The organism is Pseudomonas chaetocerotis (assembly GCF_015712105.2).
Lineage (GTDB): Bacteria > Pseudomonadota > Gammaproteobacteria > Pseudomonadales > Pseudomonadaceae > Aquipseudomonas > Aquipseudomonas chaetocerotis.
Window position 1 is genome coordinate 33,664 of sequence record NZ_JACFYX020000019.1, and the last position, 18,423, is coordinate 52,086.

Sequence of the window (18,423 nt, forward strand, 5' to 3'; positions counted from 1 at the left end):
TTAGGCGCAGCGCGGCGTAACCCACCCAAACGGAGCCAACAAAATCGAATGAATGATTACTTGGCTTGCGGGTTGATAGGGCAGGCCGACTGAATACCCCAGCACTGGCTGTGGCAAGGACGTACCCATGCGCGAGTTCCTCGACAAAAAGCTTCGCAAACAACTTGAAACGACGGTAATTAGGGCGCGCGATATTGCCGAACAGGCTGCGCAAGAGGCACTCACCCGGCTCAGTGTTGGCGACGCCAGCGCGGCCAGTTACCTGGATGACGAGCAGCGTGCATTGCGCAACCGCTTGCGTGCCCATGGTCGTCAGCTGGGGGATCTGCGCGATGCCCGTACCGGCCAGCAGGAAACGCAGCGCCTTTGTGTGGAGATTGCCTACGAGCACTGGCACCGCATGCTGTTCGCGCGCTTCCTGGAGCAGAACCACCTGCTGATGTACGACTCGCATACCGCGCTTACCCTGGAAGAGTGCCAGGAGCTGTCAGCGGATGAAGGCTGCGCCAATGGCTGGGAACTGGCCGGCAAGCTGGCATCGCGCATGCTGCCTCAGGTGTTTCGTGCCGACTCACCCGCGTTGGCGGTGCCCCTGGCCTTTAACCACATACGTGCATTGGAAAAGCTGATTGCTGACCTGGACAAGGACACCTTCCACGCAGCCGATAGCCTGGGCTGGGTTTACCAATACTGGCAAGCCAAGAAGAAGGATGAAGTGAACGCCTCGGGCGTGAAGATCGGTGCCGACGAGCTGTCGCCCGTAACCCAGCTTTTCACTGAACCCTACATGGTGCAGTTCCTGCTGGATAACAGCCTGGGCGCCTGGTGGGTGACCCACTACCCGCAGCACCGTGATCTGCTGCCACTCACCTACCTGCGCACGGTGCCGGCATCTGCCGAAGATGATTCGACCGCAAATGCACAGGTTCCCGCCGCAGGCACTTTCGACGGTTGGCCGCAAAACCTGATTCAATTCAAGATGCTGGACCCGTGCTGCGGCTCGGGCCATTTCCTCGTCGCCACCCTGTTGATGCTGGTGCCGATGCGCATGACGGCCGAAGGCCTGTCAGCGGATCAAGCCATTGATGCGGTGATCAGCCAGAACCTCCATGGCCTGGAGTTGGATCAGCGCTGCGTCGAGCTGGCGGCCTTTGCGGTGGCTTTGGAGGCTTGGCGTTATCCGAGTGCTGGCGGTTACCGGAGCCTGCCGGCGCTCAATATTGCCTGTGTTGGGCAACAAATTCAGACACCGCGTGAGCAGTGGCTGGCTTTGGCGGGCGATAATCCTGAGCTCAAAGCCGGTATGGCCCGCCTCTATGACACTTTCCGTGATGCGCCGATTCTGGGTTCCTTGATTGATCCTGCTCGCAGTCTAAAAGGCGATTTGCTTACGGCTGATTGGAGTCAGGTGCAGCCTCTTCTAAGCAAGGCACTCACAGTCGGAGATGCAGGTGAGGACGACCTTCAAGAGGCGGCCATTACGGCGCAAGGGTTGGCAAGGGCTGCTGAACTGCTAGGGCAGCGCTATCAGTTGGTGATTACTAATGTGCCATATCTGGCGCGCGGTAAGCAGTTTGACCTCCTCAAGGATTTCTGTGAGCGCTACTACGAGACGGCTAAGAATGATCTAGCTAATGTGTTTCTTGAGCGCTGTTTGGAACTGGCCGCGGCAAAGGGCACGATACAAATCGTAATGCCACAGAACTGGTTGTTTTTAACCAGCTACAGGAAGCAGCGGGAAAACCTGTTGAAGGCGGTGAGCTGGAATTTTCTGGCTCGTTTGGGCTCAGGGGCTTTCGATACAATCAGTGGAGAGGTGGTTAATGTCATTCTACTCACTCAGACCAATATCAAGCCTGCGGAGAGTTTTTTGCTGCGTGGTCTGGATGCGAGCATGCCACGTTCTGCTTTGGAGAAGGCGGAGGCTTTGCAAAATGATGAAATTGTAGACATTAGCCAACACGGTCAGCTAAGGAATCCAGATACTCGAGTCGCTTTTGGGGAGGGGAGCGATCTCCCGCTGCTGAGTAAGTACGCAGAGGGATTGGTTGGTCTGCAAACGGGTGATGATCCATTTTTTACTAGTAGATTCTGGGAGCTTCAAGCAATTTGTAAGCGGTCATGGGAGTACATGCAGAACACTCCTGATGACCTCGTCGAGTTTGCGGGTATGACCGGGGTGGTTAGATGGGAGCAAGGAACGGGGGCATTGCTCAACTCTGAGTCTGCAAGGCCTACACAAGGGTTAAAAGCCGTTGGGAAAACAGGCGTGGCAATACATCGTATGCAGAGGCTTTTTCCGTACCACTTCGCGACTGAGCGTTTTCATCAAAATGTTGCCGTCCTAGTTCCCAAAGATGAACGCGATCTTCCCGCAATATGGTGCTTCTGTGCCTCTGTTGAATACACCGAAGCTGTTCGCCGACTTGATCAAAAGCTGAATGTGACAAATGCCACCTTGGTCAAAGTTCCTTTTGATCTTGCTCAATGGCAGCAAGTCGCTGCCGAGCGGTACCCTGACGGTCTGCCAAGACCATACTCCGATGATCCAACCCAATGGATCTTTCACGGCCATCCAAAGCCTTCCAACGAACCGCTACAGGTTGCTGTCGCCCGTTTGCTCGGGTACCACTGGCCGGCTGAGTTGGACGAAGAGATGGAGCTCTGCGATGAGGCTCACGCTTGGATTGCTCGCTGTGCTCCGCTGAATGCCCTTGCCGATGACGATGGCATCGTCTGCCTTTCACCTTTACGCGGCGAGAAAGCGGCTGCTGATCGTCTGGAAAGCCTCATGCACGCAGCGTTCGGTACGGATTGGACTCCCCAACTTCGCAACCAGCTATTGGAGCAGGTCGACGCCAAAAGCCTCGATGCCTGGCTGCGCGACAAGTTCTTCGAACAGCACTGCAAGCTGTTCCATCACCGCCCCTTTATCTGGCAGATCTGGGATGGTCTCAAGGACGGCTTTAGCGCCTTGGTCAACTACCACAAGCTCGACCGTAATAACCTGGAACGGCTGATCTACACCTACTTGGATACCTGGATCAGCAACCAGCAGCGTGCCGCGAGTGAGAAGGTGGACGGCGCCGATGCCCGCCTGGCTGCAGCGCAGGATCTGAAAGCCCGCCTGGTGCGTATCCTCGAAGGCGAAGCCCCTTACGACATCTTCGTACGCTGGAAGCCTCTGGAGCAGCAGCCCATTGGCTGGAACCCCGACCTCAACGACGGTGTGCGCCTCAACATCCGCCCCTTTATGACCGCAGAAGTCCTGCGCCACAACAAAAAGCCCAAGCTCAATATCGAGTGGAAAAAAGATCGCGGTAACGACGTCCCCAGCGCCCCCTGGTACACCTTGGGCCTTGAGTACGGCGAAAAAGAAGGCGCCCGCATCAACGACCATCACCTGACCTTGGCCGAGAAAAAAGCCGCACAAAAATAAAACTGCAGCCCTGTCAGCTTTTCGCTGGCAGGGCTTATGCACCGCAGGAGGCGAAAGATGAAGCAGCTCTGGCAGCAACTGGAAAACCACCTAAGCGCTCACAACCCCGAGCTGCTTGCAGACCTTAACCCCCCGGCTACCGATGCCCAGATTCGCGAGCTCGAAAAGACTATAGGCGTGCAATTGCCTGCCGATTTTTTCGAGTTTCTAAAAGTGCATAACGGACAAGCAGGGCGAGCAGAACCCTTGTTCGAGGGGTATCGATTTCTCTCCAGCGGTGAAATTGCAAAGGAGTCGAAGCTCTGGAGCAATTTGCTGAACACCGGTGCCTTCAAAGGGTTCAAGCCTGAGCCGCAATCTGGTGTTACAGCAGCCTGGTGGAGTGATTTGTGGATTCCCTTTGCTGCAAATGATGAGGGGGATTGTATTTGCTTGGATCTGGAGCCAGCTGCTGAGGGCGCTAAAGGGCAAGTTATCCAAGTTTGGCATGATGATAGTAGTAGAGAGATTTTAGCCGAGTCGTTTGGAAAATTCGTTAGCGATACCTTGAGGTAAGCCATGGAGCGGACGCTTGTAGAAATGCGCGAAGAGCGCTTGCAAAAACTATTCTCCGATTGCCAGCAGCAGGTCATATCTCAAATTATCGGCCCTTTTGGCTTATCTATGGCCATGTTTGAGGATCGTAATGGCGGCAACGTAACGACGGTACATAATTTCGGGCGAGAGCCGGATGCGGGTGATGGTAGCAATAGCTACGTAGCTGAGAGGGATCAGGCGAGTTACTCAAAGTCTCGAGAAGAGTACTCGGCGAACAAAAAAAAATTGGGATCCATACCTGCGTCGACGATTGAGAAAGTTGAGACGGCTTCGGGCGGCATAGACGGTTACACAAATAAAGAACTCGCTCCAAGTACTTCGACAACCGACAGGCAGTATGACGCCGATATAGATCATGTTAACTCCAAGAAAAGTGTCTGGAAAAATAAGGCAGCACACCTGGCCTTTGAGACTGGTACTGATCTTGATCGAATGAAAGAAGTGGTTCACTCGAAAGAGAACTTGGTTGTTACGGATAAAAGTCTAAATCGGTCTAAGGGAGAGCATTCCCTTGAAGACTTTGCACAGACGACTAACGACGGCGTGACAAACGCTGATCGCTTTGAGCTAGATCAAGAGTCTTGTGCTACAGCACAAAGTCGAGCTGACCAGCATCTTAATTCCAGCATCAACAAGGATCTGCTTCGTAAACAAGGTACGGAGCTACTTCAAACCGGCGGCAAGCAGGCTGCTCTTATGGGGCTCAGGCAGTCGTTGGGATTACTGCTGACCGAGCTAGTCAATGGCCTTTTTAACGAATTCAAAGTACTGATCAAGGCTGGCGTTGAAGCAGGAAAGACGCTGTTTGAGGAAATCAAAGAACGGCTTCAGCGTGTGATCGCCTCCGTAGTCAAGAAAATCCCCGCAGCTGCTTCCCAAGCCTTTCAGGGAGGTGTCAGTGGCTTTATGAGCAACCTGATCACCTTCTTGATCAACAATTTCCTTTCGACCGCCAAGCGCTTCGTTACCATCATACGCGAGGGGTTGCTGGGGCTGGTCAAAGCTTTCAAGATGATCATGTTCCCACCTAAAGGCATGACATCCAGTGAGGCACTGCAGGAAGGATTGAAGGTCCTGACCGCCGTTGTGGTGACCAGTGTTGGCTTTTTGCTGCAGGAGAGTGTGGCGACCTTTCTAAAGACTCTACCTTTTCTGATTCCTGTCGCCGATGCGGTCTCCGGGGTGTTGATTGGCATCATGACGGGGCTGCTGTCCGCGTTTCTGGCTTACCAGCTGGATAATCTCTTCGAGCGTTATCGTTACGCGTATGACGAGAAGCTCTTGGACTCCATTGCCGCTGACGCAAAGCTCTCCGATAAATTTGCCAGCGATATGGTTAGCCAAGCAGAGGCCTCGCTTGCCGCTATTGCTAAGTATGCCGAGTCGATCAAGAGCTATCAGCGGACAGGTGAGACGCTTGCTGCTGCTGGTATGGCCTCACAGGCAACAGCTTTTAGCCTGGATCATGTTGTGTCGAGTGCTGAGGCACAGGTTGAAGAAACGAAAGAGGCTATTTCGTATCTTGATGAAACTGAGGCTATGCTGGACGATTTTTTAAATAAAAGGTAGATCTATGAGCAGTTTGACAGGTAAGGAACTCCAGATTGTTAATGCCCTATCCTCCGCAGATCTGCCAGAGAGTTTGATTGGGGAAAGTTGTGTTAAGGAATTGATTTCGGCAGTTATCGGTGCTCAACAAGAAGCTAGTAGCGCCGCCGACCGTTTGCATTGGGCAAGAATGGCCAAAGCCAACAGTAATGCTATTAGTAATTGGTGGAACAACAGTGAGGATACTGTCAAGGATGCTCAGCTAAGGCTAACCACCACAGTGGCGAATCTGAATCGCCATTCTTCACAGCTCTTGATATTTAACACTGCTATTTCCAAGGTGCTGTGTGACCAGCAAGAAGTCTTGTTGCGCCAGCAGAAAATTCTTGAGGGGCAGGCGGAGCAGCTTAAGCAGCAAAATCTGGAGATTCTTGAGCATCAAAAGAAGCTTGAAGTTCAACAAGAAGCAATACGTGAAGCCAACCAAGGACTTATGGAGGCTAAAGGCGTCACGGCCGATCAAGCTCGTAAGTTGGTTGGATGCGTCCAGCGTGTTGAAGCCACTGAAGAACGAGTTGCAGAAGTCAATCGACAGCTCCTGCGGGAAATTGAACAGCAGCTCCAACAAGTTCGTGATGAGTCCGACGCATCCCAGGCCAAGATTCTGCAGGGGCTTGAAGAACGCTTGCGGCAGTTTGAAACAACTCTTCCGCAACTAGTTGAGGTGACTGTAAACAAGCAGATGGTTGCAGTATTACAGCGTGCTGAAGCTATGGAGCTGCGTTTGAACGAGCTGGGCTTGCAGCATTCGGTTCTGAGCAAACGCATGGTCATTGGTATGAGCCTGCTTACCATTGCGTTGGCGGGGGTAGGGGTTGCAGGTTTTTTACTGTGAAATACGATTAATTTTAGAAGCTGAGTAGCTCGAGAAAAGAACTGTATCTTGGGCAGACTTTCAGCTGGATCCAATGACTATTTTTTCCTGTAAAGCCTGGGATGACCTGAGAGTTTTAGATGAGCAAAAAAATTAGTGGTGCCGAGTATCCGCTGTCAAAAATATTTAGCTCTGAATTCGACTATGTCATCCCACCTTATCAGCGCCCTTATGCTTGGACAAAAGATCAGGTGGGTGAGCTATTTGATGATCTCTATGATTTTTTTAGGAATGAGGCCGAGGATAGCTACTTTCTGGGATCGATTGTTCTTATCAAGGATGAGGGCAAGCCCGCAGCTGAGGTTATTGACGGACAGCAGCGTTTAACAACCCTAACAACTTTGCTTTCAACCCTGACGTCCCTGTTGTCCGGGGACAACCATACGTCCTTTTATAGTTTTATTCGTGAACCAGGTAACGTGGCGTTGAAGCTGAATCCAAAGCCGCGTTTAGCCTTGAGAGAAAAAGATCGAGAGTTTTTCGCTCAATATGTTCAGGGGTTGCGATTTGCTGATCTGGTGCAGATTGATCCTGCGCAACTTGCGAATGAGTCGCAGCGAAACATTCAGGGTAATGCTCGCCTGTTGATCGAGCGGCTTCAGGAAAAATTTCGAGGTGAAGAATCCGCTCTGGTGAACTTCGGCTCATTTCTCCTGATGCGTTGCTTTCTGGTGACAGTCACCACCCCGAGTCAGCAATCGGCATTCAGGGTCTTCTCGGTTTTGAATAATCGAGGTTTGGATCTTCTACCGACAGATATCATCAAAGCGGAGGTCATCGGTAAGCTTCCGGAAGACAAGCGTGAAGCTTTCAATGATCGCTGGGAAGACCTTGAGGTCGCGACCGGCCGCGATGGCTTTAACGAGCTCTTTGGCCATATCCGGATGATTTATGCCCGCTTTAAGGCTCGTCGCATGCTGCTTGAGGAATTCAAGGATCACGTGCTGAGCCAGGTGACATCCTCTGAGGCCCTGGTCGATGAGGTGGTAGCGCCTTATGCCGAGGCCTATTTGATCGCCAAGCAGTGCCGGTACGTCTCGACATCCTCGGCCGATAAAATTAATGAGCTTTTCACCTGGCTGAACAGGATCGACAACTCAGACTGGCTGCCTGTAGCGATAGCCTTCCTGGCGCGAGAAGGCAATGATGCGGCGGCTGTGTTGGACTTCATTTCTCGGCTTGAACGCCTGGCAGCCTTCTTGCACCTGACTGCCAAGAATGTGAACCAGCGTATTGAGCGTTATGCCCTGGTCATCGAGGACATTCTGAAAGGGGTTTACGTCGACCGAGTCGAGCTAACACCGGGTGAGTGCGCTGAGATGTTGCGAGCTCTGGATGGGAACGTCTATGAGATGACCGCCCGACGTCGCAACTATTTGATCCTGCGCTTGGACTCATTTGTCTCCGCGATGGCGGCGAACTATGCACCGAATGTCCTGACAATCGAGCACATCCTGCCTCAAACTGTCGATCCTGCTAGCGAGTGGGCAACCACTTGGCCGGACGCCGTTGTGCGGATGAAATGGTTGCATCGCTTGGCGAACCTGGTGCCTCTGACGCGTGCTAGAAATTCCAAGGCCCTGAACTATGACTTTGCCAAGAAAAAGTCCGCGTATTTTGCGGGTAGCACTGGTGTGACGCCGTATGCTTTGACGAGCCAAGTGCTGCACCAGCATGAGTGGGCACCAACGCAGGTTGAAGCCCGCCAGAAGGATCTTTTGAAGGCGCTTTCTGATAGCTGGCGTTTGGCGTAGCTACTCAGGCATTTTCAGTTTTTGATTGTGAGCTAATTGATGAACGTACTTGAGGCTTTGGCTGCGAGCCTTCGTACTGCAGCGCAGTACAACGCCAGTTCCCAGGTTGCACCTACAGCGATCCTTTGGCCTGACAAGGAACGCGAGTGGTTGCCTGTGCTTGGTCAACTCCAAAGCGCGCTTCCGGAGCTTTTTTCACTCGGAAGCTATAAGCCCGATCACCGACAAGGCCCGGCCATATGGCTCAAGTGTGTGATCGCAGATGCGTTGCCTGAGATTTCCCTTCCGGTTGGCCAGACCCCGATCATCTATTTGCCAGGGGTGAGCCGGCAGGATTTGAGGGCGATCACAGCATGCCCTGTGGAGCTGCAGCCCTTGGCCGAGTTGCAGTATCGCGGCGTGCTGTGGAGCCAGGTGAACGCTAAGGACTGGACCGTCAATGCGTTTCTGATTTCGCGCACTGGTGGCTTGGGGTTGGATGTTGCGCAGGACGCCAAAACCCAGACAGCAATGCTGCGTGCGCTTGAACCATTGCTCGATACTGACGCTTCACAACTCCATGGGCGCCGACTGGAGGCCAGTGACTTCAACCAGCTTCTCAGTACCGACAGCGTACGAGATGTGCTGACCTGGCTCAGTGACAGCAAGGCTGTGCAGGCCAGTTGGGCTGGAGCCCGTTGGGATGCCTTTGTCGGCATCTGCCATAGCGAATTTTTAGTTCATCCCGAGAAAGATGGCGATCTGGTCGCGGCAGAGAATCTTTGCGCCCGGTTGGGGCCCTGGGCACGCGTCTGGGAACGGTTCATTGAGAACACCGCTGCTTTTTCAAGGTTGCCGAGTGTCTTGATGCGCTGCCAGCCAGATCTAGCAGCGGATGTCTCGACCTATCCAAGCTATAACCAGCAGCAGGAAAACGATCTGCTGGCGCAGCTGCGTTCGTTTTCCACTTGCGGTAGCAACGAGCTGCGTAAGGGGCTTATTGACCTTGATGCCCACCACGGTGTGCGTCGGTCATGGGTATGGGCCGAGATGGGGTTAGCGCCTATTGCCCAGTTGCTCGAGCCGCTGGTGCTGATTGCTAAAACAGTTGCTGACAGTGGTCTGTCCGGCACTACCCCCGAGGAAATGGCCGAGCATTATCGGAGCCATTATTGGGTCGTTGACGATGCTCAGCTCCGAGCCCTGGCGATGGCCCGAGAGCCGTCAGTTCAGTTGTTGGTGAGGGATATCCTTAACAGCCTGTATACGCCCTGGCTGCACGAGACGGCGCTGAACTTCCAGCAGCTGGTGAGAGCGAAAGGCTACCCAGGGAGCGACGGTGTCAATGAAGCTGTTGCCACCTATCAAACCTCCAGTGAGGTCGTTTTCTTTGTCGATGGACTGCGCTATGACGTAGCGCAGCGTTTGGCAGTTCGTCTGCAAAGCTTGGGTGATGTTAGGCAGCGGACAAATTGGGCTGCGCTGCCTTCGGTGACGGCCACGGCTAAAGCTGCCGTGATGCCGATTCATCATCAGGTAACGGGGCGTACAACCGATACTGACTTCCAGCCCAGCTTGAAGGCTGAGGACAAGCCGCTGAGTGCTCATTACTTCCGAAAGTTAATGGAAGAGGGCGGTTGGCAAGTCCTGGGGGCTGAGGAGAATGGTGATCCGCAAGGATTGGCCTGGGTGCAAACTGGCAATATCGATGAAGCAGGCCACACAGACAATCTGCGTCTGGCAGGCCGGATTGATTCTCTGCTGCAGGACGTATACCTGCGCGTTGAGGAGCTGCTGCAGGCCGGCTGGCGAAAAATCCGTATCGTCACGGATCACGGTTGGCTTTTGACACCACAGCCGATGGCTAAAGTCGATCTACCCAAGCATCTTGCAGAAGTGCGCTGGGCTCGCTGTGCTGAAATCAAGGGCACCGTCCAGACCACTCTGCCCACCGTCAATTGGCGCTGGAATCCAGAGCAAACCATTGCCGTTGCACCTGGGGCCAGTGCCTTCCTTGCTGGGCGTCACTATGATCACGGCGGCTTGAGTCTGCAGGAGTGTTTGACGCCGATCATTGAAGTGCTAAGTACATCTGCGCCGTTGCTGAAGCTGAGCGCTGCGGCTATCACAAAGGTGTACTGGTTGGGCCTGACCTGTCGTGTCGAGGTACAAAGCAGTGCTACCGATCTGATTGTCGATCTGCGCAGCAGCCCTGCGGATCCGGCAAGCTCGCTTGTGCGTGCCAAAAGCCTCAAGGCGGGCAAGTGCAGCCTGCCGGTGGAGGACGATGACCGGAAGGGGGAGGCAGTCGTAGTAGTTGTTCTAGACAGCGCGGGAAATGTGCTTGCTAAGCAGGCGACCTTGGTTGGAGATGAAGCGTGATCGAACTGGATACTCTTGACTCGAAAGCCGCGGCAGCCTTTGAGGGATATATCGTCCGCAAGGATCTGGTTAGGACGTTTGCCAGGCAATTCCCTGTGCCGACCTATGTTGTCGAGTTTTTGTTGGGTCGATACTGCGCCAGCACCGATCCTGATGAGATCGAAGAGGGTATCGAGATCGTAGAGCGTCAGCTCTCCTCCCGGACCGTCAAGGCTGGCGAGGAGGAGCTGTTCAAGGCACGTGCATACAAGAACGGCACGGTGAAGCTGATTGACCTTGTGAGTGCACGCTTCAGCCAGAAGGAAAACGGTTACCTTGCAAGCCTACCTAGTGTGCAGCTCACAAACGTTCGCATCGCAGACAAGTTAGTGGACGATAACGAGCGCCTGCTCACTGGTGGTTTCTATGCGGAAATTACCCTGGAGTATGACCCCGCAATAGCGGAGGAGCGAGGCAACCCGTTTGGCGTTCAAGATCTGCGACCCATTCAGCTGTCGAAGCGCGACGTGCTCGACACCCTTGGCGAGGCGCGAAAGTCTTTCAGTAGTGAGGAGTGGAAGGATTTTTTGCTGAGATCTATCGGCCTCGAGCCTGAGAGACTGGATGCCCGAGCCAAGGATGCGCTACTGCTCCGCATGGTTCCGTTCGTTGAACGGAACTACAACTTGGTTGAACTGGGGCCGCGCGGTACGGGTAAGAGTCATCTGTTTCAGCAGGTCTCCCCCTATGCGCACCTGATCTCAGGTGGCAAGGCAACCATTGCCAAGATGTTCGTCAATAACGCCAGCGGCCAGAGAGGTCTGGTGTGCCAGTACGACGTGGTCTGTTTTGACGAAATCAGCGGCATTTCCTTCGACTCGAAGGAAGGCATCAACATCATGAAAGGGTACATGGAGTCTGGCGAATTCAGCCGCGGTAAGGAGAGCATCCGTGCCGATGGTTCGCTGGTCTTCGTGGGAAATTTCGATGTAGACGTTGAGCACCAGCAGCGAGTGGGGCATCTGTTTGGGCCGCTGCCTCAGGAAATGCGTGATGACACCGCCTGGATGGATCGGATTCACTGCTTCCTACCTGGCTGGGATGTGCCCAAGATGAATCGCGATCTGACCACCGATCATTTCGGGTTAGTGAGTGATTTCTTCTCTGAGTGCCTGAGCCGTCTTCGCTACGAGAGTAGGGTCAGTGCGCTGCAGAACCGAGTCCATCTCGGCGGCGCTTTGAGCGGCCGAGATACCAATGCGGTGAACAAGACGGTCTCCGGACTTCTCAAGCTGCTCTATCCCGATTCATCTCAGACGATTTCAGATGAAGACCTTGAGTGGGCAGCGCGCCTTGCTCTTGAGGTGCGCCGCCGGGTCAAAGAGCAGCAGAAGCGTATTGGTTCTGCTGAGTTTCGAAACACCCACTTCAGCTACTTCATTGGTGATGACGGTGTCGAGAAATTCGTTGCGACCCCTGAGCTGCGTGCTGATAACGAGATTGGGGACGACCCCCTCGAGCCTGGCCAGATCTGGACAATCAGTGAGGGTGGGGCAGAGATCGATGATAACGCGGGGCTTTACCGGATTGAGGTCAACGAAGGGCCAGGTTCTGGGGTGAAGATCCTCAATAATCCAGTGCCGCCAGCCTTCAAAGAGTCGGTGCGTTACGCGGAGCAAAATCTCTACGCTCGCGCCTCCCAGCTGATTGGTGATCGCGATCCTCGCGCACATGAGTTCACTGTACAGTTACGTGCTTTTGACGCCGCCAAGCGCGGTTCCAAACTCGGTGTAGCGGCGCTTATCGCGATGTGCAGCAGTCTGCTGAAGAAGTCTGCTCGGGGCGGGTTGATTGTGGTGGGAGAGATCAACCTGGGTGGGTCTATCGAGCCTGTGCTTAACCCAGTGAGCATCGCCGAGTTGGCGGTAGAGAAGGGGGCTAGTGCCCTACTGATGCCGGTCACCTGTCGGCGCCAGCTCTATGACCTGTCTGATGACATGGCCACTAAGATTGATATCCAGTTTTATCAGGATGCTAGGGATGCGTTTTTGAAGGCGATTGTTGAGTAGATTGAGTTCACTGGCCTGGTGCTTATACGTGTAACTCGTCGAGCAGCACTTATAACGCCAAGGTTAACTTTCCTAGACGTAGATGGTCGGCTAATAGCTCTTAGTGGTAACGTCACAGAACTCACAGGGACCGCCCCTCATGCCCATCCTGCTAGAGCTTGTGCGGCTACCCGATTTCAAGTGGTATTTCTAGCTATGCAGGGATGTCATGGTGCGTATATCTAGTCCATCCAACAAGGGTGGGCCTGCGGCAAGGCAAGGCTTCAAGTATCAAGATCACGTTGCAGTCAGCTTCATTTTCAAGATGCTTCGCGACAGCACCTACGTACAGGTCGAGTGCGAGACAGCCGACGACATCGTTGCCGTGTTCCAGTACTCGGGGCAGAATGTCTACGAGTACATCCAGGTCAAAACCACTGAGGGTAACCACAAGTGGAATTGGAAAGAGGTGACCGATCTTGAGGGCAAGAAGGCGGAGTCCTCCCTGTTGCAGAAGTCGCTTAAGTGTGATGTTCGACCAGGCATAGCACGCTTCCGGATAGTGACTAAGCGGGACGTCGCTACCATATTGGAAGGCTTCAAAACAGAGCTGGGAAAGCGAGTCTTGCCTGACGCTACCACGGAGCGTGGTGCGGCACTTCTCAAGAAGTTCAAGAAATCCCGCTCTCCTCAAAACCGAGACTTCTCCTACTGGGCGGAGAATTTCGTGTGGCAGGTCTACGGCGAAGTTGATGCTCTGGCCGCGATCAACGTCAACAAGCTCGCGAAGCTGGCCGAGCACTATGGCAATCGGCCCAACTACAACCAGCTAAAAGCCATCTACGATGAGTTCTTGGAGCTAGCTGACAAGGCCGCGACTGCCGATGTAAAGACCGATGCCGCGACCAAAATCATTCATCGCGAGACTACGTTGGCCCTCCTAAGGCAGCGATTGGACGAAGCCGATGCGGTTGCAACCTCTACTTCAAAACCCTATAAGGCCCGGCCTGACCCGTTTCTGGTGGAGTTTCACGCCAGTACTGAAGAGGAGTTACTCCGTTCGGTCACCGCTTTCGACGTGCGCTATTCATTGAAGAAATGGCGATGTGATGGCCTGGCAAAGCACCTTATCGAATGGTTACCAGAGTTCTCGCTCAAGGCCAGCGAGATTGTGAACATCCAAGCGCACAATGCCGAGGCCATCATTGCACGGTCGATCTGCGCTTTTAACGATAATGATCTGCCGCGAGACAGACTCGTTGCGGAACTCATTCTCCACGCCATTCTGCGAGGCCGAGCAAATAGCGAGCCTATTGCCTGTAAGGTCTTCTACAAGGCTGCAGGCAAGCTTTCCGAATTCGGCAATGCCCACATTGTCCAGGAACCTGGCCAAGACGACCAACTGTGGCTTGGACTTGCGCGGTTGATTCAGGCCGGCAGCATGGACTCTACTCTGAAGCAAATCTGCGAAGTCCTGGACGCTACCATCTCGGATGCCGCTCTGTCCGCTGAGCGCGAGATCATCATTGCGCTACGCGAACCTCATCACCACCTGCCCAAAGCCGAAACATTCAATCAGGCGTTGCATCGAAACTCGCCTGTGGACGATATGCTCAACGTCCTGTGCTTTCCCATCCTATTGACCTACGACAGCGTAGCGCTCGCCTCTGGCTGGCTGGCCGACTACGTAAACAACCTCAAGAGTGAGATCGTTGACCACTACAGTGCCCTGAAGGCACAACTCCCTGAAAATCTTGAACAGGTAAAGATTGCAGTCTTCCTAGTGCCCATGGAGAGCGTTGCAAAGTTAATTAAAGCCTTCAACGACCGCTGCCAAACACTTGAAAATTTACAGACGCTGAGCTGACGGTTCGCTGCTAGTAGCTGTGCGCCAAAGGGATAGAGGTTATGGGAAACGTTATGAGCGTAGCCCCCTGTGGGGCCCAAGGAATGAAGCGGTCATGAATTACGAAACAGCCAAAGAAAACCTGGCTCATCTCAACGAGAACAGCTCATTCAGGGTCGATCTGCTACTGGCTATTAACAGGTTGGTCAACAGAGGTGATCCGGAGTGGGAGGGGCGTGACCTGGTCATCCGCGCTCTCGATAAATTCGACCTTTTCGATGTCGTCGAGCAATCGTTGTTGCTCAATATGGTGCGCACGGTAGGCCTATTCCCCTACATCACACCTTATTTAAGCAGCATCGCCCTGTCCGACCGTCTAGCTTACGAGGCGCATCGGGTTGAGGGGGTCGAACAGGGGATGGTGTTCCATCACCTACAGGCGCATGTCTTCAGCCTCATCATGCAGGGCAGGAACGTGGTGCTTAGCGCATCGACGAGCGTTGGGAAAAGCCTCGTGGTCGATGCTGTCCTAGCACAGCGCTGCTTCAAGAAAGTCGTTGTGATCGTTCCAACCATTGCGTTGATCGACGAAACCCGTCGCCGCCTGGTCAAACGATTCAAGCAGTTCAACCTGATTACCCATCCCAGTCAGGAAGCAGAGGCGGGAACGACCAATGTCTACCTGCTGACCCAAGAACGAGTCATCCAGCGCAAAGATTTAGATGATGTTGAATTCTTTGTTGTCGATGAGTTTTACAAAATCGACCTGACCAGCGACAAGGACGAGAGTACCCGTGCTGTCGATTTGAGCTTAGCTTTTCACAAGCTCGCCAAGACCCGCGCCCAGTTTTACATGCTTGGTCCGCACATTCAGCGGATCACCGGGCTTGATAGCTATGAGTACAACTTCATCCCGTCCGACTTCAGTACGGTCGCAGTCGACATACAGAACTTCAGCCTGGGCATGCGCTCGGAGGAGCGGAAAGAAAAACTCCTTGAGCTCGTCAAGACACTTGATACCCCAACGCTGATTTACTGCCAAGCGCCACCCAGTGCCAATCGAGTTGCTCAGTACCTAATCGAGGAGGCTGGGCTGTCGGAGGTGCCGGAGACGCAGGAGATTGCTGCATGGATCGCCAAGCATTACCACCCTCAGTGGAACGTCGCCAAGGCAATTTCCTTGGGCGTCGGTATTCACCATGGAGGAGTCCCGCGCGCCTTACAGCAATACATCGTCAAGCTGTTCAACGAAGGTGTCATTAAGTACATCATCTGCACGTCAACGATGATCGAAGGGGTAAACACCTCTGCTGAAAACGTCATCATCTATGACCGACGGCTGAAGGGCTCCAATTTCGACTACTTCACGTTCAAGAATATTTCCGGCCGCGCTGGCCGAATGAATAAATACTTCATCGGCAAGGTATTCATGCTCGAAGCCCCGCCAGCGGAGAAAGGCCTGACCGTCGAGTACCCCATCGGTCACCAGAGCGAGAGTTCTCCAATGGGGCTGTTGATGCAGCTGGAGAATGAGTACCTCACCGACATCTCGCGTGGGCGGCTTCAGGAGGCGTACGCCAACCCTGTACTGTCCGCTGCAACCCTGATTGAGAATCGGCATATCCCCATCGATCGACAGCTGGAAGTTGCGAATACTATCGTTCGCGAGTTAGCAGCAAGCCGTCAACTACTCACCTGGAAAGGCATTCCAGAGCAGCCACATCAGCTCAACTATCTCTGCGAGCTCGTTTACGGCTTGGAAGGCGGCAACCTGATGGACTATGGGATTTCATCAAGCTCCCACTTGGCCTGGCACATCAATGAGCTTCGCGCGCAGAAAAATCTGGCCTCCTACCTACAGCACGCTGTGGAGAATCGCAGGGCAGATGATACCCCCAGTGAGGCGATCAACCTGCGGCTGAAGTTCATCAGGAACATGGTTTGCTTCCGGCTACCGCGGGACATCATGGCCATCAGCAAGATCCAGGCGGACGTATTCACCCAGAAGGGTATCGAACCCGGGGATTTCAGCTTTTTCGCGGAGCAGTTGGAGAACCTGTTCCTTGACCCATTGCTCACTGCTCTTGACGAATATGGCATTCCTACTCAGGTATCCACCCAGATCAAAGGGCTGATCCTGCCTTCAGAGCACCTGAATGATTTGCTTCGGAAACTCCGGGCATTGGCACCACAGGTAGAAAGGATGCAGTTGAGCAACTTCGAGAAGAGCTTGGTGAGCTGGGCTATCGCGGAGATGTAGTTTTCTTTTGGCCTCATTCTTAAACCCTACCGTCCAGCATGTTCGATGTTGGCTGGTGCTGGGATATTGCAAGCAGTGCTTTGGGGCTTTTTGACCTGAAAACTGGTTAGTCAGCCAAAGGTGCGACCATGATAGTACTCAGCCTCTCTCCGAGAAGCCGCCAAGCCTCGGTCTTCTCCTTCGCATAGTCATGATGCAAATAGTGTCGTCGAACCTTGGATCCGCCCAGCAGGTGATTCTGGCAGCGATCGATGATCTCCAGCGTGACGCCGAGCTCCTGCATCATGGTTGCACCCGTCCGGCGAAGGTCATGCGGAGTCCACTCACCCTTGGTACCTTTGCTCAGTACTAGCGAGTCGTCGTGATGGCGCCCCGTCAGAGGTTTGCTGCGGTTCTTGAATCGGCATTGGCGATCGCCAATCAGCTTGCTTACCGTCTTGGTATCGACATGACTATCGCCGTCCTTGCTGGGGAAGCAGAACGGTGTATGGCTGGTTTCTTTGTGCAGCCGTTTGAACTGCTCAAGGGCAAAGGCTGAAAGAAATACGTGGTGATCCTGGCGCTTACCCTTATGGCCCTTGGTCGATTCGGCTGGAATGAACCAGGTGCCTTTATCCAAATCCACGTACCGCCATTCAGATTTGAGTAGCTCGCCGATGCGGCAAAGCGTACTCAAGCAGATCCATACAGCGCACTGAACACGCAGGTTGACCGGGCGAATGCCGGAGTACTTCTGGCCGGCAGGTAAGTCCTCGTAATCGCGCTCTAGGCGTTCGAAGATATCGCGTAGTTCGCGGATTTCTGCCGGCGAAAGCAGTCGGTCGCGCTGTTCTTCGTAGTCATGGTCGAGCAGCTTATTGACGTCGATCAGGTCGGCAGGGTTTCCGTCAGCCATCAGGGTGCGCCACGGCTTACGCTTTTCTCCCCAGCGCAGCATTTGGCCGATGTCCTTGCTGCGGATTACGACGGTACGATTCAGGCCGCGCGCTTTGACCGAGCGTAGAACGGTGAGCAGGTCTTTCTCTGTCAGACTGCGCAGCGGCTTCTTTCCAATCAGGGGGAGCACGTCCTTTTTGAAGCTTCGCACCAGTTCGGCATTGCCATCCTGCCGGGAGACGCCGTCGCGTATCCATTCGTCAAACAGGTCAGCCACTGTTTTGTTTTCGGCGGCCTCACGCTCTGCTTCAGCGATAGTGTTGGCAATCGCAGCTTGTGCCTCGATCCGCGCTGCTTTTGCGGCAAGGGTAGGGTGCAAGCCTTTCGTGACGAGTGCTCGGGACTCGTCTCGCTCAGATCGAATTTGCGCCAAGCTTTTCTTCGGCCAGCTCCCAAGTCGCTTTCGGGTTCTGGAGCCATCCAGTTTGAATTCATAGCTGAACTGAACCGTGACTCCGCGTATTCCGGCTCGTACCTCGGCCACCAGCCCACCATCCTCTCGGTAGACCTTTCCGTGGTCTTCAGCTGTGAAAGACTCCAGTTGCTTGATTGTCAGCTTGGCCACTCTCTACCCCTAGTAAAATTCTTCGGCCTCGAATTTTGTGCCACTTTTGTGCCACCGAAACGCTTGGCTGGTGGTGGACGGGAGTGGACGCTATGGGAAGGTAAATTAGCCTGAAAGCCCCGTAATTACTAGGGTTTGTGTTGTTTGTGGATGTCT

10 protein-coding genes are annotated in these 18,423 nt (G+C 53.8%); 9 read left to right on the forward strand and 1 reads right to left on the reverse strand.

All coding sequences use genetic code 11. The features are described from left to right. Positions 1-127: 127 nt before the first annotated feature. The 9 genes from H3221_RS24540 to H3221_RS24580 all read left to right on the forward strand — a co-directional run bounded on the left by H3221_RS24540 (position 128) and on the right by H3221_RS24580 (position 16,766). Positions 128-3,439, forward strand: coding sequence for an Eco57I restriction-modification methylase domain-containing protein (locus tag H3221_RS24540; RefSeq protein ID WP_196476666.1), 3,312 nt, complete (start codon positions 128-130; stop codon positions 3,437-3,439). A gap of 57 nt (positions 3,440-3,496) precedes the next feature. Then, the gene (locus H3221_RS24545; RefSeq protein WP_196476667.1) at positions 3,497-3,994 is read left to right on the forward strand and encodes an SMI1/KNR4 family protein; all 498 of its coding nucleotides are present in this window, start codon (positions 3,497-3,499) and stop codon (positions 3,992-3,994) included. A gap of 3 nt (positions 3,995-3,997) precedes the next feature. Continuing rightward, on the forward strand, positions 3,998-5,605 hold the full coding sequence (locus tag H3221_RS24550; RefSeq protein WP_196476668.1) for a hypothetical protein: 1,608 nt from the start codon (positions 3,998-4,000) through the stop codon (positions 5,603-5,605). Between the two features lie 4 nt (positions 5,606-5,609). Further along, positions 5,610-6,479, forward strand: coding sequence for a hypothetical protein (locus H3221_RS24555; protein ID WP_196476669.1), 870 nt, complete (start codon positions 5,610-5,612; stop codon positions 6,477-6,479). 119 nt (positions 6,480-6,598) lie between these two features. Further along, complete coding sequence (locus H3221_RS24560; RefSeq protein ID WP_196476670.1) at positions 6,599-8,272, forward strand: DUF262 domain-containing protein; 1,674 nt, start codon at positions 6,599-6,601, stop codon at positions 8,270-8,272. Between the two features lie 39 nt (positions 8,273-8,311). Further along, positions 8,312-10,633 carry a BREX-1 system phosphatase PglZ type B gene (pglZ, locus tag H3221_RS24565; protein WP_196476671.1) on the forward strand — a complete coding sequence of 774 codons (2,322 nt, stop codon included), beginning with the start codon at positions 8,312-8,314 and terminating at the stop codon, positions 10,631-10,633. Continuing rightward, a complete protein-coding gene (gene brxL, locus H3221_RS24570; protein WP_196476672.1) occupies positions 10,630-12,681 on the forward strand; it encodes a BREX system Lon protease-like protein BrxL in 2,052 nt (683 codons plus the stop codon). The genes pglZ and brxL overlap by 4 nt, the downstream gene beginning before the upstream one ends. Before the next feature lie 208 nt (positions 12,682-12,889). After that, a complete protein-coding gene (locus H3221_RS24575) occupies positions 12,890-14,527 on the forward strand; it encodes a HamA C-terminal domain-containing protein (RefSeq protein WP_196476673.1) in 1,638 nt (545 codons plus the stop codon). 94 nt (positions 14,528-14,621) lie between these two features. Next, positions 14,622-16,766, forward strand: a complete 2,145-nt coding sequence (locus H3221_RS24580; RefSeq protein WP_196476674.1) for a DEAD/DEAH box helicase — start codon at positions 14,622-14,624, stop codon at positions 16,764-16,766. Positions 16,767-16,872: 106 nt separating this feature from the next. Here the strand turns inward: H3221_RS24580 and H3221_RS24585 are convergent, their stop codons facing one another. Beyond that, positions 16,873-18,267, reverse strand: coding sequence for a tyrosine-type recombinase/integrase (locus tag H3221_RS24585; RefSeq protein WP_196476675.1), 1,395 nt, complete (start codon positions 18,265-18,267; stop codon positions 16,873-16,875). Positions 18,268-18,423: the final 156 nt, after the last annotated feature.